The organism is Chimaeribacter californicus (assembly GCF_002858675.1).
GTDB lineage: Bacteria > Pseudomonadota > Gammaproteobacteria > Enterobacterales > Enterobacteriaceae > Chimaeribacter > Chimaeribacter californicus.
On record NZ_PJZF01000019.1, the window covers coordinates 1 to 14591 of the forward strand.

A 14591-nucleotide genomic window follows, 5' to 3' on the forward strand; every position below is an offset into this window, starting at 1 on the left:
AAAAGCTTGATTTGCTAAGTTAATAGCGATGCTCAAAGGTTACTGTTCTAAATTTCTTTAGGTAGTCACTCTTCAAGACTTAATATTTTTTGCATCCGGAGATGCTGATATCGTCTTGTGAGTGCCCACACAGATTGTCTGATAAATTGTTAAAGAGCAGTGAGTTACGCGCTTTCGCTTGCTAACTCGAGGTGGCGTATATTACGCTTTCCTCTTTCAGAGTCAACCTCTTTTTTCAGAAGTTTTTCTCTTTCGTTTTGGCTGCTTGTGAAGTGAATCACTTGCGCCGTGTCGATGGAGGCGCATTATAGGGAGCTGGCTTAAGATGGCAAGCAAATATCTTCACTTTTATTCTGCATGCTCTCTTTTCAACCAACCCGCCTAGCTTTTACGCTTTTTGATGGCTTCCGGCAGGTCTGCCAGGCTATTTAACACCCAATCCGCGTAATGTTCACCGTCTTCGGTAACCGGTTTGCCACTTCTGACCAATACTTTCGTCCCTACCCCAGCAGTGAGCCCTGCCTGCATATCTTCAGGCTTATCTCCTACCATATAAGAAGCTGCCATATCGATGTTGAGCTCCTGCTGCGCGGATAACAACATACCGGGGTGCGGCTTACGGCATTCACACTCCTGCCGGTACGCCTCTACGCTGCCTTCAGGGTGGTGCGGGCAGAAATAGATGCCGTCCAGATCCACATCGCGGTCTGCCAGAGACCAATCCATCCACTCCGTCAGTTGCATAAACTGATCTTCCGTGAACATCCCCCGGGCAATACCTGACTGGTTCGTCACCACGACCAGCGCAAAGCCCATCTGTTTCAGGGTATGACAGGCTTCAATGACACCCTCTATAAATTGAAAGTTATCGATCTCATGCACGTACCCATGATCAACATTCAGTGTACCGTCTCGGTCGAGGAAAATAGCTGGAACTTGTTGTGCCACGTTTTTGCTCCTGATGGCTGGAAAACCCGGCCAGTATCGCATGTTTTTATCCGGTGAGAGAGCGTTGGGGTGCAGCAATCTGCGTTGACTTAGACGTCTAGACACCTTACCATCCGCCCCATGCCCTGACGTCAATGCTGGGGCCACTTTTATCAAGCCACAGGCAACAGCGATAAAATAAGAAGAACATGATTAAACTTTCCAACATTACTAAAGTGTTTCAGCAGGGTTCGCGCACCATTCATGCGCTCTCTGACGTGACGCTTCACGTCCCTGCCGGGCAGATCTACGGTGTCATCGGGGCTTCCGGTGCCGGTAAGAGCACCCTTATCCGTTGTGTCAATTTGCTGGAGCGCCCAACCAGTGGGCAAGTTCTGGTGGACGGCACGGATCTCACTACCCTTTCTGAAAGCCAGCTGGTGCGTGCCCGCCGACAGATTGGCATGATTTTCCAGCACTTTAACCTGCTCTCCTCGCGTACTGTCTCCGGCAACGTCGCGCTCCCGCTGGAGCTGGACAATCAACCTGCCGCCGAGATCAAACGGCGTGTGGCTGAATTACTCGAGTTGGTCGGGCTTTCTGATAAGCATGATTCCTATCCAGCCAACCTTTCCGGCGGCCAGAAACAACGCGTGGCGATTGCCCGCGCGCTGGCCAGTAACCCCAAGGTATTGCTGTGCGATGAAGCCACCAGCGCGCTGGACCCGGCCACTACCCGCGCCATTCTGGAATTGCTGAAAGACATTAACCGCCGTCTTGGTCTGACTATTTTGCTGATTACGCATGAAATGGATGTGGTGAAACGCATCTGTGATCAGGTGGCGGTGATCAGTGGCGGCAAGCTGATTGAGCAAGATAAGGTCAGCGAAATGTTTTCCCACCCGAAAACGCCGCTGGCTCAGGCCTTTATTCAGTCCACCCTGCACCTGGATATCCCAGATGATTATGCCGAGCGGATGATTCCTGAACCGGCTTCCGGCCGCGTACCTTTATTACGGCTGGAGTTCACCGGCCAGTCAGTGGATGCGCCCCTGCTTTCTGAAGCAGTACGCCGCTTCAACATCAATAACAATATTATCAGTGCCCAGATGGATTATGCCGGCGGTGTCAAATTCGGCATCATGCTGACTGAACTGCATGGCGACGAGCCCTCCACCCTGGCGGCGATTCAGTTCCTGAAGGAACATCATGTGAAAGTTGAGGTTCTTGGTTATGTCTGAGGCAATGATGTGGTTATTAGGCCGCGGCGTCTGGGAAACCCTGATGATGACCTTCGTTTCCGGCTTCTTTGGGTTTGTAATTGGCTTGCCGGTGGGTGTATTGCTCTATATTACCCGTCCCGGTCAAATCAGCGATAACCCGGCGTTCTACCGGTTCCTCTCGGCGCTGGTTAATATCTTCCGGTCGATTCCTTTTATTATCCTGCTGGTCTGGATGATTCCTTTCACGCGCATTATTGTCGGTACCTCCATTGGCTTACAGGCTGCCATTGTGCCGCTGACCGTTGGGGCCGCGCCCTTTATTGCCCGGATGGTGGAAAACGCCCTGCTGGAGATCCCAACCGGCCTGATTGAAGCGGCGCGTGCGATGGGCGCTACCCCAATGCAGATCATTAAAAAGATTTTGTTGCCGGAGGCCCTGCCGGGTCTGGTGAATGCCGCAACCATCACGCTGATCACACTGGTAGGCTACTCTGCAATGGGTGGCGCAGTCGGTGCCGGTGGCCTGGGGCAGATTGGTTATCAATACGGTTATATCGGCTATGATGCCACGGTGATGAATACGGTATTAGTGCTGCTGGTGCTGCTGGTCTATCTGATTCAGCTCTGCGGTGATCGCATTGTCAAAGCTGTCACACATAAATAACGGTCGTCATAATAGCGCCCTGCGGGGCGTATAATTAATATCCGTCTATAGAGGAAAAGGATATGGCTTTTAAATTTAAATCTCTCGCGGTAGTGGGTGCACTTCTGGGTACGCTGGTCCTGGCCGGTTGTGGTCAGGAAGAGAAAGATCCGAACCATATTAAAGTTGGGGTGATTGTCGGCGCTGAACAGCAGGTTGCTGAAGCGGCACAAAAAGTGGCTAAAGAGAAATATGGCCTGGATGTCGAACTGGTCACCTTCAATGATTATGTGCTGCCGAACGAAGCGCTGAGCAAAGGCGACATCGACGTTAACGCCTTCCAGCACAAGCCTTACCTGGATCAGCAAATCAAAGATCGTGGTTACAAACTGGTGCCGGTCGGCAATACCTTCGTGTACCCGATTGCCGGTTACTCTAAAAAAATCAAAGCCCTGTCTGAGCTGCAAAACGGTTCCCAGATTGCTCTGCCAAACGATCCCACCAACCTGGGGCGCTCTCTGCTGCTGCTGCAGAAACAGGGTCTGATCAAACTTAAAGACGGTGTAGGCCTGCTGCCGACCGTACTGGACGTGGTAGAGAACCCGAAACAGCTGAAACTGGTTGAACTGGAAGCCCCGCAGCTGCCGCGCTCGTTGGATGACCAGCAAATTGCGCTGGCGATCATCAATACCACCTACGCCAGCCAGATTGGCCTGACCCCAGCGAAAGACGGGATCTTTGTGGAAGACAAAGACTCACCTTACGTCAATATGATCGTTTCCCGCGAAGACAATAAAGATGCGGAAAACGTGAAGAAATTTGTTCAGGCCTACCAGTCTGCGGAAGTCGATGAAGCGGCCAATAAAATCTTCAATGGCGGTGCGGTAAAAGGCTGGTAACTACCCTGTTGCCGATTTTTACAGGATATCTCCAGGACGGGCTGCGGCCCGTCTTGTTATTTGTGCGATAGATTGTTTCAATAACGCCACTTTTATATAGCAGAGGAACTCCCATGCGCGCTTTACCTCTCTGTTTGCTGGCGCTGCTGCTTGCAGGATGCACCACCACACCGACCCACCCGCCGGCTTCCGCCAATAAACCGATCTTCTCTTCGCCTAAACCGGCCCGCCCTAAACCGGCTGTTCCACGAGCGGCACCGGTAAAACTGTATAACAGTGCCGAAGAGCTGGTCGCACAGCCCTTCCGCGATCTGGGCGCCGTGTCCGGGGAATCCTGCCAGGCTACTGCGCAAGCCGCTGCCCCCAACATTGCCACCGCCCGTAAAAAAATGCAGATTCATGCATCAACGATGAAAGCCAATGCGGTGCTGGTGCATAAGTGTGAAATTGTCAGCGGCGCGGCAGGCTGTTATCAGCAGGCAGTTTGTCAGGGCACAGCACTGGACGTCACCTTTAAATGACCGGTTTCAGCTTTCAGCAGATCGGGGTCATCCGCTCACCGTATAAAGAGAAATTCGCCGTACCGCGCCAGCCTGGGCTGGTGGAGGATGGCGGTGGCGAGTTGCACCTGTTGCCCCCCTATAATCAGCCGGAAGCCGTACGCGGGCTGGACGCATTCAGCCACCTCTGGGTGATGTTCATCTTTCACCAGACGATGGAAGGTGGCTGGCGGCCGACGGTACGCCCGCCGCGCCTGGGGGGGAATGCCCGGATGGGCGTCTTTGCCACCCGTTCCACCTTCCGCCCGAACCCGTTGGGTATGTCGCTGATTGAACTGAAAGGTATCCGGCAGCAGGGCAATGCGCTGATTCTGCAACTTGGCAGCCTGGATTTGGTTGACGGTACACCGGTCGTTGACATCAAACCCTATCTGCCGTTTGCTGAAAGCTACCCTGAGGCACGTGCCGGGTTTGCCCAGTCGGCACCGGCCGCGGATATGCCGGTGCGCTTCTCCGCGCTTGCCGAGCAGCAGCTACAGGCAGAAAGCCGTGCCTATCCCCAGTTACGCCGCTTCATTACCCAGGTACTGGCCCAGGATCCACGCCCCGCTTACCGCAAAGGGGATGACGAGGATCGTGACTATGCGGTGCATCTGCTGGCATTTAATGTCCGCTGGCGGGTGCAGCAAAATGAGACGGAAGTCCTCAGCCTCGACAGGGTGTAATTTTCTTATCGCTCTCTTTTGCGCATACCCGCGGCACTGGTAAACTAAGTGACTTTTCATATTTTGGCCGCCCTTCCGGCAGCCTGATGCAATTTGCTGTTCTAATTGGAACCACTACATCATGCGTACTAGTCAATACCTGCTCTCCACCCTGAAGGAGACCCCAGCCGACGCAGAGGTCATCAGCCACCAGCTGATGCTGCGCGCCGGGATGATTCGCAAACTGGCCTCCGGGTTATACACCTGGCTGCCGACGGGCCTGCGCGTTCTGAAAAAAGTCGAAAACATCGTGCGCGAAGAGATGAACAACGCCAACGCGATCGAAGTGTCGATGCCGGTGGTTCAGCCTGCCGATCTGTGGCAAGAGAGCGGCCGCTGGGAACAGTACGGCCCGGAACTGCTGCGCCTGGTTGACCGCGGCGATCGCCCGTTCGTGCTCGGCCCGACGCATGAAGAAGTGATTACCGATCTGATCCGCAATGAAATCAGCTCCTATAAGCAGCTGCCGCTGAATTTCTTCCAGATCCAGACCAAATTCCGTGATGAAGTCCGCCCGCGCTTTGGCGTGATGCGCTCACGTGAATTCCTGATGAAAGATGCGTACTCCTTCCATACCACGCAGGAATCCTTGCAGGAAACCTACGACGCGATGTACGCCGCCTACAGCAAAATCTTCACCCGCATGGGCCTCGATTTCCGTGCCGTGCAGGCGGACACCGGCTCCATCGGCGGCAGCGCCTCGCACGAGTTCCAAGTGCTGGCCTCCAGCGGTGAAGATGACATCGTCTTCGCCACCGGCTCTGACTTTGCCGCTAACATTGAGCTGGCAGAGGCCGTCGCACCTAAAGCAGAGCGTGACGCGCCAACTGAAGCGATGCGTGAAATTGACACGCCGGATGCGAAAACCATCGCGGAACTGGTAGAGCAATTTAACCAGCCGATTGAAAAAACGGTTAAAACCCTGCTGGTGCATGCCCGCGAAGAGAGCGGCCATAAACTGGTGGCGCTGCTGGTACGCGGCGATCACGAACTGAACGAAATCAAAGCAGAGAAAGTGGCACTGGTCGCTGTTCCGCTGACCTTCGCCACCGAAGCTGAAATCCGTGAACTGGTCGGCGCAGGCCCGGGCTCACTGGGCCCGGTCAATCTGCCGGTGCCGGTAGTGGCTGACCGCGCAGTGGCCGTCATGAGTGACTTCAGCGCCGGTGCCAACCGTGACGGCAAGCACCTGTTCGGCATTAACTGGGAGCGTGACGTCGCGCTGCCGCAGGTTGCGGACATCCGTAACGTCAAAGAGGGCGACATCAGCCCGGATGGTCAGGGCACCCTGCTGATCAAGCGTGGTATCGAAGTGGGTCACATCTTCCAGCTCGGCACCAAGTACTCCGAAGCGATGAACGCCACCGTTCAGGGCGAAGATGGCCGTAACCAGACCATGACCATGGGCTGCTACGGCATCGGGGTCACCCGTGTGGTGGCTGCCGCCATTGAGCAGAACCACGATGAGCGCGGCATCATCTGGCCGGACGCTATCGCCCCGTTCCAGGTTGCTATCCTGCCGATGAACATGCACAAATCTTTCCGGGTGAAAGAGGTGGCGGAAGCGCTGTATAACACCCTGCGTTCACAGGGCGTGGATGTCATCCTTGATGACCGTAAAGAGCGTCCGGGTGTGATGTTCGCTGACATGGAGCTGATTGGTGTGCCGCACACCATTGTGATTGGCGATCGTAACCTGGATGCCGAAGAGGTGGAGTATAAAAACCGCCGTTCCGGTGAGAAGCAGATGCTCAAGACGGCTGAAATGGCTGACTTCCTGCTGAGCCAGATCCCGCGCTAAGCCAGGCTTATGCGTAATAAAAAAACGCCCTTAATTGGGCGTTTTTTTATGCGTTTTTCAGCCGGCGTCAGTCATCACACTTCTTACCGGGGCTGAACTGCGGCATGCTGTCCGGCACCAGCGTACGGGTTGGTTCCCCGCTGCGCGTGTCGGGCTGAAGAGCGTAATGCCCCGCCAGGGTCAGGAACACCGGTTCTGCCTCCTGATCATCCCCCCGCACTTTACGGAATGCGCGTTCCAGATCGGTCTGGTGCACGACCGGATAGGTCTTACCGGTTGTACAGTCATGGAACATCGCGTTGCCCGCCTGCTGCCGGAACATCCCGCTCATGGTCATTGGGGTAGAAGGCAGCGGTGCCGTGACTGACTGCAACGTGTAATTGAACGCTGACGAGATCGGCGTTCCGTTACGGTCGAGCATCTCCAGGCTCTTCTCATGGGCGCGGAAGTAGCGCTTTTCACCTTCCCGTGAGGTCAATACCAGTTTGTCGGCCGTGCGCGCCCAGCGGCCATACGCAGCGAATACCCGGTTTTCTGCTGCCGCGTCTGTGGGTTTTTCAGCACCGGTATAATGCTCTTGTAAGACATAGGTGCCGTCTTCCGCCAGAAACAGGGAAGTTTCAATCCCGCTGCAATCCGCACACGGCAACAGGCCACGATAGCTTTGCTCCATGGGCTGCAATGCCTGCTCCTGCGTATGGAACGCGCGGTGACAGCCAAACAATGAAAGCGCCCCCAATGAAAACAGCAGCGCCAGGGTTATTTTTTTCACAGTGCTCTCCTGCTGTGTGGCTTCCCGGTTGGGGCTTTTTGCCCATGTCATGCCTGGCGGACTTTACCACGCAGGGCTTTCGTGGAGGCTTTGCGGCTTTTGCCTTCCAGCCGCCGCACTTTAGAGGCTTTGGTCGGCCGGGTGGGCCGGCGCGTTTTTTCGACAACCACCGCCTGTTGAATCAGTGCCACCAGCCGGCTCAGCGCAGCCTCGCGGTTCATCTCCTGGCTGCGGTACTCCTGCGCCTTGATAATCACCACGCCTTCCGACGTAATAAGATGATGGGTCATCGCCAGCAACCGCTCTTGGTAGAACGGCGGCAGGCTGGAGGCCCGGATATCAAAACGCAGGTGGATCGCGGTGGAGGTTTTATTCACATTCTGCCCGCCCGCGCCCTGCGCCCGGATCGCCGTCAGCTCTATTTCGTGGTCGGGCAGCGTCACGCTGTTTGAAATGATTAACGCCACTTAGCTCGCCTGTTGCCATTCGGTGAAGTGTATTTCCAGGTTGGCCTGCGCATCAGATAACCAAACCGTGCCTTCCTGAAGCGTAGCCTGTAAATCCATGTTCCGGTTAGCTAATCCTGCGAGCTTAGCCATCTGGGCATCATCCAGGAAACGGACGCTGAGGTTGCGCATCGCTTCTGCTTTCGGGGCCATTTGTGCCCACCAGACGGTAGCGGCGCGTTCGCCATAGGCATACAGCACCACCCTTGGTGACTGGTTGCAGGCTTTTTTCAGCCTTTTTTCGTCCGGCAGGCCAAGCTCAATCCACAGCTCCAGGCCGTTATGGTCATTACGCTGCCACAGTTCCGGCTCCCCTTCCGCACTCAGGCCCCGGGTAAAGTGCAGCCGTTCGTCTGCATGGCAGATCCAGGCCAACAGGCGCAGCATCATACGCTGGTCAGTCTCGGAAGGATGCTGGGCAACGGTCAGGTTGGCGTCATAGAAAAAATTACGGTCCATGTCGGCAATGTTTATCGCCGCTTTATAAATTGTGGCTTTAAGCGCCATATTCACCTCTCACATTAAGGGCAACAGTGTACTTGAAAGCGTGGGGCATCGGCCAGCCATGCCCGGCCGCCGCTAAATGCCTGATGTCAGATGAAAGCCGGCCCGGGGCGCTGAACTCTCTGCGGTGCCTGTGCTATAGTCGTTAGATAATGAACGTTTATCTTCATAGGACAATCAGCACGCTGGGCGTGTATCCTATCGGAATAAGCGCTCAGGGGAGGATATTGTGCGACAATATTGCGAGTTAGTACGCCGGTTTTATGCCGAGATCGGCAGTGGTGATCTTGGCTATGTGCCCGATGCGCTGGGCTGTGTGTTGCAAACATTGGACGAAGTGGCGGCTAACCCGGCACTTCCGTCCTCCGTTAGGGACCAGGCGGCGTTTGCCGCCGCTAACTTATTGGTGAGCGATTATGTCGATGAATGATGAGTATCAACCCATCAATTGTGATGACTACGATAATCTTGAGCTCGCCTGTCAGAAGCATTTTGTTTTGACGCTGAAGATGCGAAGCGGAGAGATTGTGGAAGGCAAGGCAAGCGATCTGATTTCACGTAAGCGCGTGGAGTACCTGGTGATCGAAGAGGCCGGCAACGCACGGGAAGTGCGGCTGGATTACATTGCCAGCTTCAGCCATCCGGAACTGGGTACGGTGGAAGTCAGCATCGACTGACCGTACCTGATGTGACAAGGGCAGCCTGCGGCTGCCCTTTTTTATGCCCACCCTCCGGCGTCAGGGAGTTTGGGAAGAATAGTAGGCCGCCAAATCGCTGATGTCCTGATCTGACAGATCCGCCGCATAGCCACTCATGATAGCTGCCTGACCGGCGCTGCGGTCGCCACTTTTATAGGCATGCAACGCGGCTTCAAGGTAGTCCTGCTGCTGCCCGGCCAAATTAGGGTAAATCGGGGCGGATGCTTTGCCGTCCTGCCCGTGGCAGGCCATACAGGCCGCCGCCTTCTCTTTCCCTGCTGCGCTGTTGCCCGCTGCCAGCGCCGGGCCGCTCAGCCCGAACGCCACCATTATCACCATTGCCCACTTCATTATTGCTCCTTACTTATACCATTGCGCGGCTTCTGCCAGACCACCCGCCAGCCGGGTTGACCGGCACCCGCGGCCCCTTCGCGCGTCACAAAAACGCCGGGTGCGGCGATCAGTTGATCACCATAAAAGAGTAACGGCGTGCGGTTGCGCTCCCAGGGCGGAATGCCCAGCTCCTGCCAGAGTTTTTTAATCTGCCGGGAGTGCGGGCGGCCGACAATATAAAATGCCCCTTCCGCGCAAAAGCGCACGGTCACCGTTTCATCCGGCCGCGCACGGCGAATCCATTGCGCTTTCTCCGCGCTAAACTGTTCCGTCACCTGCAGGCTGCCCACCCCATCCGGCAACGTCAGCGCTGCCGGCGGCGCCCAGGCCAGCACCTCATTGTCGATCTCCTGCATCAGCGGCAACAGGAAGAGCCGCTGGCGGAAACGGCGCACCGAACCGCCCCCCAGCTGTAACTGCGGCTCTGCATCGGCGCGGCTCTCCGCCACTTCCCGCCACAACCGCTGAAGCTGCTCACGGGCCGGCATCGGCATCCCATGGCGTGCCATCCAGCGGCGCAACAGGGCGGCGCGTTTTGCCTCTGACATCGGCCGCAGTGCCTCAATGGCCAGTGAACCCTGTCCATCCAGCAGCGAGGTCAGCGTCTCTTCCAGCAGTTCGTCCAGCAGGGCTTCCTGCTCGGCACAGAGCGCGGCACTGCGGCTGGTGGCTGCGGCGAAGTGCGGCCAGCGCTGATGCAGCACCGGCAACACCTGCCGCCGCAGGAAATTGCGGTCAAAGCGGTCATCCTGATTGCTGTCGTCGTTAATCCAGCCCAGGCTCTGCTCATCCGCATACCCTTCCAGCTCCTGACGTGACACATCCAGCAGCGGGCGCAGCAGCAGGTGGCCGTGGAACGCCGTGGCACTTTTCATGGCAGACAGCCCGGCCGGGCCACTGCCGCGTTTCAGCGCCAGCAGAAAGGTTTCACATTGGTCGTCGAGATGCTGGGCCGTCAGCAGCGTTTCACCCGCCTGCAACGTGGAGGCCAGCGCCTGGTAGCGTGCATCACGCGCAGCAGCTTCCACCCCACCCTGCCGGGGATCGGGCGTGACGCGAAGGATCGTCAGCGGAATCTGCCACTGCGCGCACAGCGCTTCACAGTGGGCGGCCCAGTCGTCGGCAAAGCGGCTCAACCCGTGATGGATATGCACCGCCCGCAGCGACAGATCGCGCCCGCCCAGGCGCAGCGTCACCAGCAGGTGCAATAAGACGGTAGAGTCCAGCCCGCCGCTGAACGCGACACAGCAAGCGCGGCTGTCGCCGAGTTGGGTATTCAGGTGTGATAACAGCGTTTCATCATTCATAGCAGTGGGTTTTCCTGCGCCTCACTCGTTCATGAGGCGCACGTTACCCACTCAGGCGCCGGCAGGCAAGCGCTCAATGGTGGCAGCATCTTCATTGGCAGCCGGGCGCACCTCATACAACTCCAGCGGCAAACCGTCCGGGTCGCTGAAAAAGGTAAAGCGCTGGCCGGTCAGGGGATCGATGCGCACCGGCTCACAGGTCACGCCGGACTTCGCCAACGAGGCCACTGCCTCGGCGATGTTTTCCACGCTGAATGCCAGGTGGCGCAAGCCGCATGACTCCGGGCGGCTGGGGCGTGCCGGTGGCTGTGGGAAGGAGAACAGCTCAATGGTATAGATCCCGTTCAGGGCGAGATCGCCTTTCCAGGAGTCGCGTTCCTCACGGTAAAACTCCCCCAGCAAATGGAACCCCAGCACATCGCAATAGAACTGCTTACTCACCTGGTAATTACTGCTGATGATGGCGATATGGTGTACCTGGCGTAATTTAAGCATTCTTCACTCCTTATGATTTTCGTTCTTATTTTGCATAACACCGCACGTTAACGACCCTGCCGGAGAGCGTCAATGCGGTTACTCCGAGAAAGCCCGAAATTCCCGCGGCCGGGCAGAAACAAACAATGCTTATGTTAATTATTTGTGTAATTGCATGCTATTCACCGTAAAAAGGTTGAGCATACCGCCACTTCCACCACCCCGGGCATAAAGTGTTCGTGCCTTGCTGCACAAGCCTTTTACTATAGAAACAGGACAAAAGGCGCAGATCTTCTCTGCCTACTGCAATGCGGGAGCATGTCGATGAAAGTTAACTTTTATGTAACCTGTATTGGTGACGCGATCAAAGCCAACATGGCCAAAAAAAGTGTGTTGCTGCTGGAAAAGCTGGGGTGCGAGGTGCTTTTCCCGGAGCGCCAGGCGTGCTGCGGCCAGCCGGCTATTAACGGCGGCTATATCAAAGACGCCAAACCGGCGATGAAATCCCTGATCGCGGCCTTCGAGGAGAATGATTACCCGATTATCTCCCCCGCCGGTTCCTGTACCTATGCCATCAAAAGCTATGCCGGTTATCTGGCCGATGAGCCGGACTGGGCGCGCCGGGCGCAGGCGATGGGCGACCGGATGCAGGATCTCACCTCGTTTATTGTGAATACCCTGGGGCTGAGTGATGTGGGTGCCCGGCTTCCCGGCCGGGCGGTTTACCATCCGTCCTGCAGCCTGTTCCGCAAACTGGGGGTAAAAGAGGAGCCGCTGACGCTGCTGCGCCATGTTGCGGGGCTGGAACTGCTGCCGATCCGCAATCAGGAGACCTGTTGCGGTTTTGGCGGCACCTTTTCAGTAAAAATGGCGGAGATCTCCGGCGAAATGGTGAAAGAGAAAGTGGTGCATATGATGGATGCCCGGCCGGATTACCTGATTGGCGCAGACGCCAGCTGCCTGATTAACATCGGCGGCCGCCTGCATCGCGAGCGGCAGCCGGTAAAAGTGATGCATATTGCCGAAGTCCTGATGAGCCGCTGAGGAGCCGCTATGTCCATGAAAACCAGCGCGATGGCCTTTAAACCGCGCATTAAGATTCAGATGCAGGACAGCGTGATGCGCAATGCGGTGGCGATGGCGCAGGAGCGCATCGGCACCAACCGGCAGATCATGGTCGACGAGTTGGGCAACTGGGAGGCGTGGCGGGATCGCGCAGAACAGATCCGCAACCATGTGCTGGAGAACCTTGACGCCTATCTCTACCAGCTGTCAGAAAAAGTCATTGAGAACGGTGGCCACGTCTATTTTGCCCGCACCAAAGAGGAGGCCACCACCTACATCAGTGAAGTCGCCGCCCGTAAGCAGGCAAAAAAGGTGGTGAAGTCCAAGTCGATGGTCACGGAAGAGATTGGGATGAATGCCGTGTTGCAGCAACAGGGCATCGAGGTGATTGAAACCGACCTTGGCGAATATATTTTACAGCTCGACGACGATCCACCGTCGCATATTGTGGTGCCGGCGATCCACAAAGATCGCTTCCAGATCCGTGACGTGTTGCGCGACAAGCTGGGTTATGACGGCCCGGAAACGCCCGAGGCGATGACGCTGTTTATCCGGGGGAAAATCCGTGAACACTTCCTGACGGCCGATATCGGCATCACCGGCTGCAACTTTGCGGTGGCGGAAACCGGCTCAGTTTGCCTGGTCACCAACGAGGGCAACGCGCGCCTCAGCACCACGCTGCCGAAAACCCATATCGCCGTCATGGGCATGGAGCGCATCGCGCCGACCTTTGAAGAGGTCGATGTGCTGATCACCCTGCTCTGCCGCAGCGCCGTGGGATCACGCCTGACCAGCTACAATACCTGGCTGACCGGCCCGCGTGAAGCGGGGCATCTCGACGGCCCGGAGGAGTTCCACCTGGTGATTGTGGACAACGGCCGCTCTCAGGTGCTCGGCTCCGAGTTCCGCGACATCCTGCGCTGCATCCGCTGCGGGGCCTGTATGAATACCTGCCCCGCTTACCGCCACATCGGCGGCCACAGTTATGGTTCGATCTATCCCGGCCCCATCGGTTCGGTGCTGTCGCCACTGCTGGGCGGCTACGAGGATTTCAAAGATCTGCCCTACGCCTGCTCGCTCTGTTCAGCCTGTAATCAGGTCTGCCCGGTAAAAATCCCGCTGGCCCAGCTGCACCTGAAACACCGGCAGCACATGGCTGAACAGGGTATGACGCCGAAAGCCGAACAGCGCATTACCCGGCTGTTCAACTATGCCAACGCCCGCCCCGGCTTATGGAAAGTGGGCATGAATGTTGGTGCCAAAGCAGCCGGCTGGCTGATTAAAGACGGCAAAACTCCGTTCAGCCCGGCGGCCATTGGTGAATGGACCGAGGCGCGTGACCTGCCGGACGCTGACGGCGAAAGTTTCCGCAGCTGGTTTAAACGCCATCAGGCCACAGGAGAAGAGTAATGCTGAACCCACAAAACCGTCACGATTTCCTCGAAGAGATCGCCCGCCAGTTGGGGCGGCCGCTGCGCCGGCAGCCACCAGCCCCGCCGCCACCGGTCAGTGATTTTGCCGCATCGCGCCTGACGGAGCTGACGCAGGAAGAGCTGTGCGTCGCGTTTTCCGTTTACGCCCGCGACGTGCTGAAAGTGAATTGTTGCCGGGTCAGTGAAGATCAGCTGATCGCCACGGTGCTGGCACTGTGTGAGGAGTATGGCCGGACGCCGGTGATCGTCAGCGGCGACCGCCGTTTACAGGATCTGGGCGTCACGCAGGCGCTGCAACAGCAACTGGGGGCAGCGGTCTGGCAGCCGGATGCCGGGGCAGAAAACCTGACGCTGGCCGAGAAGGCGCAGGTCGGGGTGGTCTATGCCGAAGCGGGGCTGACCGAGTCCGGCAGCGTGGTGCTGTTCTCCGCACCGGATCGCGGCCGCGCCGTCAGCCTGTTGCCCACCGCCTCGATTTTTGTGCTACGCAAAAGCGCCATTCTGCCGCGGGTGGCCCAGCTGGCGCAGCAACTGCACCAGCGGGCACAACGCGGTGAACGGATGCCAAGCTGCATCAACCTGATCGCCGGGCCAAGCTCTACTGCGGATATTGAGCTGATCAAAGTGGTGGGCGTGCACGGGCCGGTACACGCCGCCTATGTGATTATTGAGGATTGCTGAG

The 14591-nt window shown here is 57.0% G+C and carries 18 protein-coding genes; 11 read left to right on the top strand and 7 right to left on the bottom strand.

The window, feature by feature from the left end; translation table 11 throughout:
- Window positions 1-381 precede the first annotated feature (381 nt).
- Window positions 382-948: a D-glycero-beta-D-manno-heptose 1,7-bisphosphate 7-phosphatase gene (gene gmhB / locus CYR55_RS17885; protein ID WP_101817802.1), complete on the bottom strand. Its 567-nt coding sequence runs from the start codon at window positions 946-948 to the stop codon at window positions 382-384.
- Between the two features lie 188 nt (window positions 949-1136).
- On the opposite strand from gmhB, the gene metN reads away from it, so the two are divergent.
- From metN to proS, 6 genes are all read left to right on the top strand, one after another.
- Window positions 1137-2168, top strand: a complete 1032-nt coding sequence (gene metN, locus CYR55_RS17890; protein WP_101817727.1) for a methionine ABC transporter ATP-binding protein MetN — start codon at window positions 1137-1139, stop codon at window positions 2166-2168.
- Window positions 2161-2814 carry a methionine ABC transporter permease MetI gene (locus CYR55_RS17895; protein ID WP_101817728.1) on the top strand — a complete coding sequence of 218 codons (654 nt, stop codon included), beginning with the start codon at window positions 2161-2163 and terminating at the stop codon, window positions 2812-2814. The genes metN and CYR55_RS17895 overlap by 8 nt, the downstream gene beginning before the upstream one ends.
- Before the next feature lie 62 nt (window positions 2815-2876).
- On the top strand, window positions 2877-3692 hold the full coding sequence (locus CYR55_RS17900; RefSeq protein WP_101817729.1) for a MetQ/NlpA family lipoprotein: 816 nt from the start codon (window positions 2877-2879) through the stop codon (window positions 3690-3692).
- A gap of 113 nt (window positions 3693-3805) precedes the next feature.
- A complete protein-coding gene (gene rcsF / locus CYR55_RS17905) occupies window positions 3806-4213 on the top strand; it encodes an Rcs stress response system protein RcsF (RefSeq protein WP_101817730.1) in 408 nt (135 codons plus the stop codon).
- Window positions 4210-4917: a tRNA (N6-threonylcarbamoyladenosine(37)-N6)-methyltransferase TrmO gene (gene tsaA / locus CYR55_RS17910; protein WP_101817731.1), complete on the top strand. Its 708-nt coding sequence runs from the start codon at window positions 4210-4212 to the stop codon at window positions 4915-4917. Before rcsF ends, tsaA begins: the two co-directional genes overlap by 4 nt.
- A gap of 121 nt (window positions 4918-5038) precedes the next feature.
- Window positions 5039-6757: a proline--tRNA ligase gene (gene proS / locus CYR55_RS17915; RefSeq protein WP_101817732.1), complete on the top strand. Its 1719-nt coding sequence runs from the start codon at window positions 5039-5041 to the stop codon at window positions 6755-6757.
- A 67-nt stretch (window positions 6758-6824) separates the two neighbouring features.
- On the opposite strand, the gene nlpE is transcribed toward proS, so the two are convergent.
- From nlpE to CYR55_RS17930, 3 genes are read right to left on the bottom strand one after another with little or no spacing between them, the layout of a single operon-like run.
- Window positions 6825-7529 carry an envelope stress response activation lipoprotein NlpE gene (gene nlpE / locus CYR55_RS17920; RefSeq protein WP_101817733.1) on the bottom strand — a complete coding sequence of 235 codons (705 nt, stop codon included), beginning with the start codon at window positions 7527-7529 and terminating at the stop codon, window positions 6825-6827.
- A 47-nt stretch (window positions 7530-7576) separates the two neighbouring features.
- Window positions 7577-7996, bottom strand: coding sequence for an alternative ribosome rescue aminoacyl-tRNA hydrolase ArfB (gene arfB / locus CYR55_RS17925; RefSeq protein ID WP_101817734.1), 420 nt, complete (start codon window positions 7994-7996; stop codon window positions 7577-7579).
- Complete coding sequence (locus tag CYR55_RS17930; RefSeq protein WP_101817735.1) at window positions 7997-8542, bottom strand: YaeQ family protein; 546 nt, start codon at window positions 8540-8542, stop codon at window positions 7997-7999. It lies immediately after the preceding gene.
- Window positions 8543-8768: 226 nt separating this feature from the next.
- Between CYR55_RS17930 and CYR55_RS17935 the strand changes: the two genes are divergently transcribed.
- Window positions 8769-8969, top strand: a complete 201-nt coding sequence (locus CYR55_RS17935) for a YaeP family protein (protein WP_072932421.1) — start codon at window positions 8769-8771, stop codon at window positions 8967-8969.
- Entirely contained in the window at window positions 8956-9216 is a 261-nt protein-coding gene (rof, locus tag CYR55_RS17940) for a Rho-binding antiterminator (protein ID WP_101817736.1), read from the top strand. The genes CYR55_RS17935 and rof overlap by 14 nt, the downstream gene beginning before the upstream one ends.
- Window positions 9217-9276: 60 nt before the next feature.
- On the opposite strand, the gene CYR55_RS17945 is transcribed toward rof, so the two are convergent.
- Genes CYR55_RS17945 through CYR55_RS17955 form a run of 3 tightly spaced genes read right to left on the bottom strand, consistent with a single transcriptional unit; the run spans window position 9277 to window position 11432 of the window.
- Window positions 9277-9588 carry a c-type cytochrome gene (locus tag CYR55_RS17945; RefSeq protein ID WP_101817737.1) on the bottom strand — a complete coding sequence of 104 codons (312 nt, stop codon included), beginning with the start codon at window positions 9586-9588 and terminating at the stop codon, window positions 9277-9279.
- Entirely contained in the window at window positions 9588-10937 is a 1350-nt protein-coding gene (gene tilS / locus CYR55_RS17950) for a tRNA lysidine(34) synthetase TilS (RefSeq protein WP_101817738.1), read from the bottom strand. The genes CYR55_RS17945 and tilS overlap by 1 nt, the downstream gene beginning before the upstream one ends.
- 51 nt (window positions 10938-10988) lie before the next feature.
- On the bottom strand, window positions 10989-11432 hold the full coding sequence (locus tag CYR55_RS17955) for a VOC family protein (protein WP_101817739.1): 444 nt from the start codon (window positions 11430-11432) through the stop codon (window positions 10989-10991).
- Window positions 11433-11735: 303 nt separating this feature from the next.
- Between CYR55_RS17955 and CYR55_RS17960 the strand changes: the two genes are divergently transcribed.
- Genes CYR55_RS17960 through CYR55_RS17970 form a run of 3 tightly spaced genes read left to right on the top strand, consistent with a single transcriptional unit; the run spans window position 11736 to window position 14590 of the window.
- Window positions 11736-12455, top strand: a complete 720-nt coding sequence (locus tag CYR55_RS17960) for a (Fe-S)-binding protein (protein ID WP_101817803.1) — start codon at window positions 11736-11738, stop codon at window positions 12453-12455.
- Between the two features lie 9 nt (window positions 12456-12464).
- A complete protein-coding gene (locus tag CYR55_RS17965) occupies window positions 12465-13886 on the top strand; it encodes a LutB/LldF family L-lactate oxidation iron-sulfur protein (protein WP_101817740.1) in 1422 nt (473 codons plus the stop codon).
- The gene (locus CYR55_RS17970; protein ID WP_101817741.1) at window positions 13886-14590 is read left to right on the top strand and encodes a LutC/YkgG family protein; all 705 of its coding nucleotides are present in this window, start codon (window positions 13886-13888) and stop codon (window positions 14588-14590) included. The genes CYR55_RS17965 and CYR55_RS17970 overlap by 1 nt, the downstream gene beginning before the upstream one ends.
- The last annotated feature ends 1 nt before the right edge of the window (window position 14591 follow it).

What these genes read in the sequence shown, in the direction of transcription:
- metN (WP_101817727.1), top strand. Translation starts at nt 1,137, where the DNA reads ATGATTAAACTTTCCAACATTACTAAAGTGTTTCAGCAGGGTTCGCGC.
- CYR55_RS17895 (WP_101817728.1), top strand. Translation starts at nt 2,161, where the DNA reads ATGTCTGAGGCAATGATGTGGTTATTAGGCCGCGGCGTCTGGGAAACC.
- CYR55_RS17900 (WP_101817729.1), top strand. Translation starts at nt 2,877, where the DNA reads ATGGCTTTTAAATTTAAATCTCTCGCGGTAGTGGGTGCACTTCTGGGT.
- rcsF (WP_101817730.1), top strand. Translation starts at nt 3,806, where the DNA reads ATGCGCGCTTTACCTCTCTGTTTGCTGGCGCTGCTGCTTGCAGGATGC.
- tsaA (WP_101817731.1), top strand. Translation starts at nt 4,210, where the DNA reads ATGACCGGTTTCAGCTTTCAGCAGATCGGGGTCATCCGCTCACCGTAT.
- proS (WP_101817732.1), top strand. Translation starts at nt 5,039, where the DNA reads ATGCGTACTAGTCAATACCTGCTCTCCACCCTGAAGGAGACCCCAGCC.
- CYR55_RS17930 (WP_101817735.1), bottom strand. Translation starts at nt 8,542, where the DNA reads ATGGCGCTTAAAGCCACAATTTATAAAGCGGCGATAAACATTGCCGAC.
- rof (WP_101817736.1), top strand. Translation starts at nt 8,956, where the DNA reads ATGTCGATGAATGATGAGTATCAACCCATCAATTGTGATGACTACGAT.
- CYR55_RS17945 (WP_101817737.1), bottom strand. Translation starts at nt 9,588, where the DNA reads ATGAAGTGGGCAATGGTGATAATGGTGGCGTTCGGGCTGAGCGGCCCG.
- tilS (WP_101817738.1), bottom strand. Translation starts at nt 10,937, where the DNA reads ATGAATGATGAAACGCTGTTATCACACCTGAATACCCAACTCGGCGAC.
- CYR55_RS17955 (WP_101817739.1), bottom strand. Translation starts at nt 11,432, where the DNA reads ATGCTTAAATTACGCCAGGTACACCATATCGCCATCATCAGCAGTAAT.
- CYR55_RS17960 (WP_101817803.1), top strand. Translation starts at nt 11,736, where the DNA reads ATGAAAGTTAACTTTTATGTAACCTGTATTGGTGACGCGATCAAAGCC.
- CYR55_RS17965 (WP_101817740.1), top strand. Translation starts at nt 12,465, where the DNA reads ATGTCCATGAAAACCAGCGCGATGGCCTTTAAACCGCGCATTAAGATT.
- CYR55_RS17970 (WP_101817741.1), top strand. Translation starts at nt 13,886, where the DNA reads ATGCTGAACCCACAAAACCGTCACGATTTCCTCGAAGAGATCGCCCGC.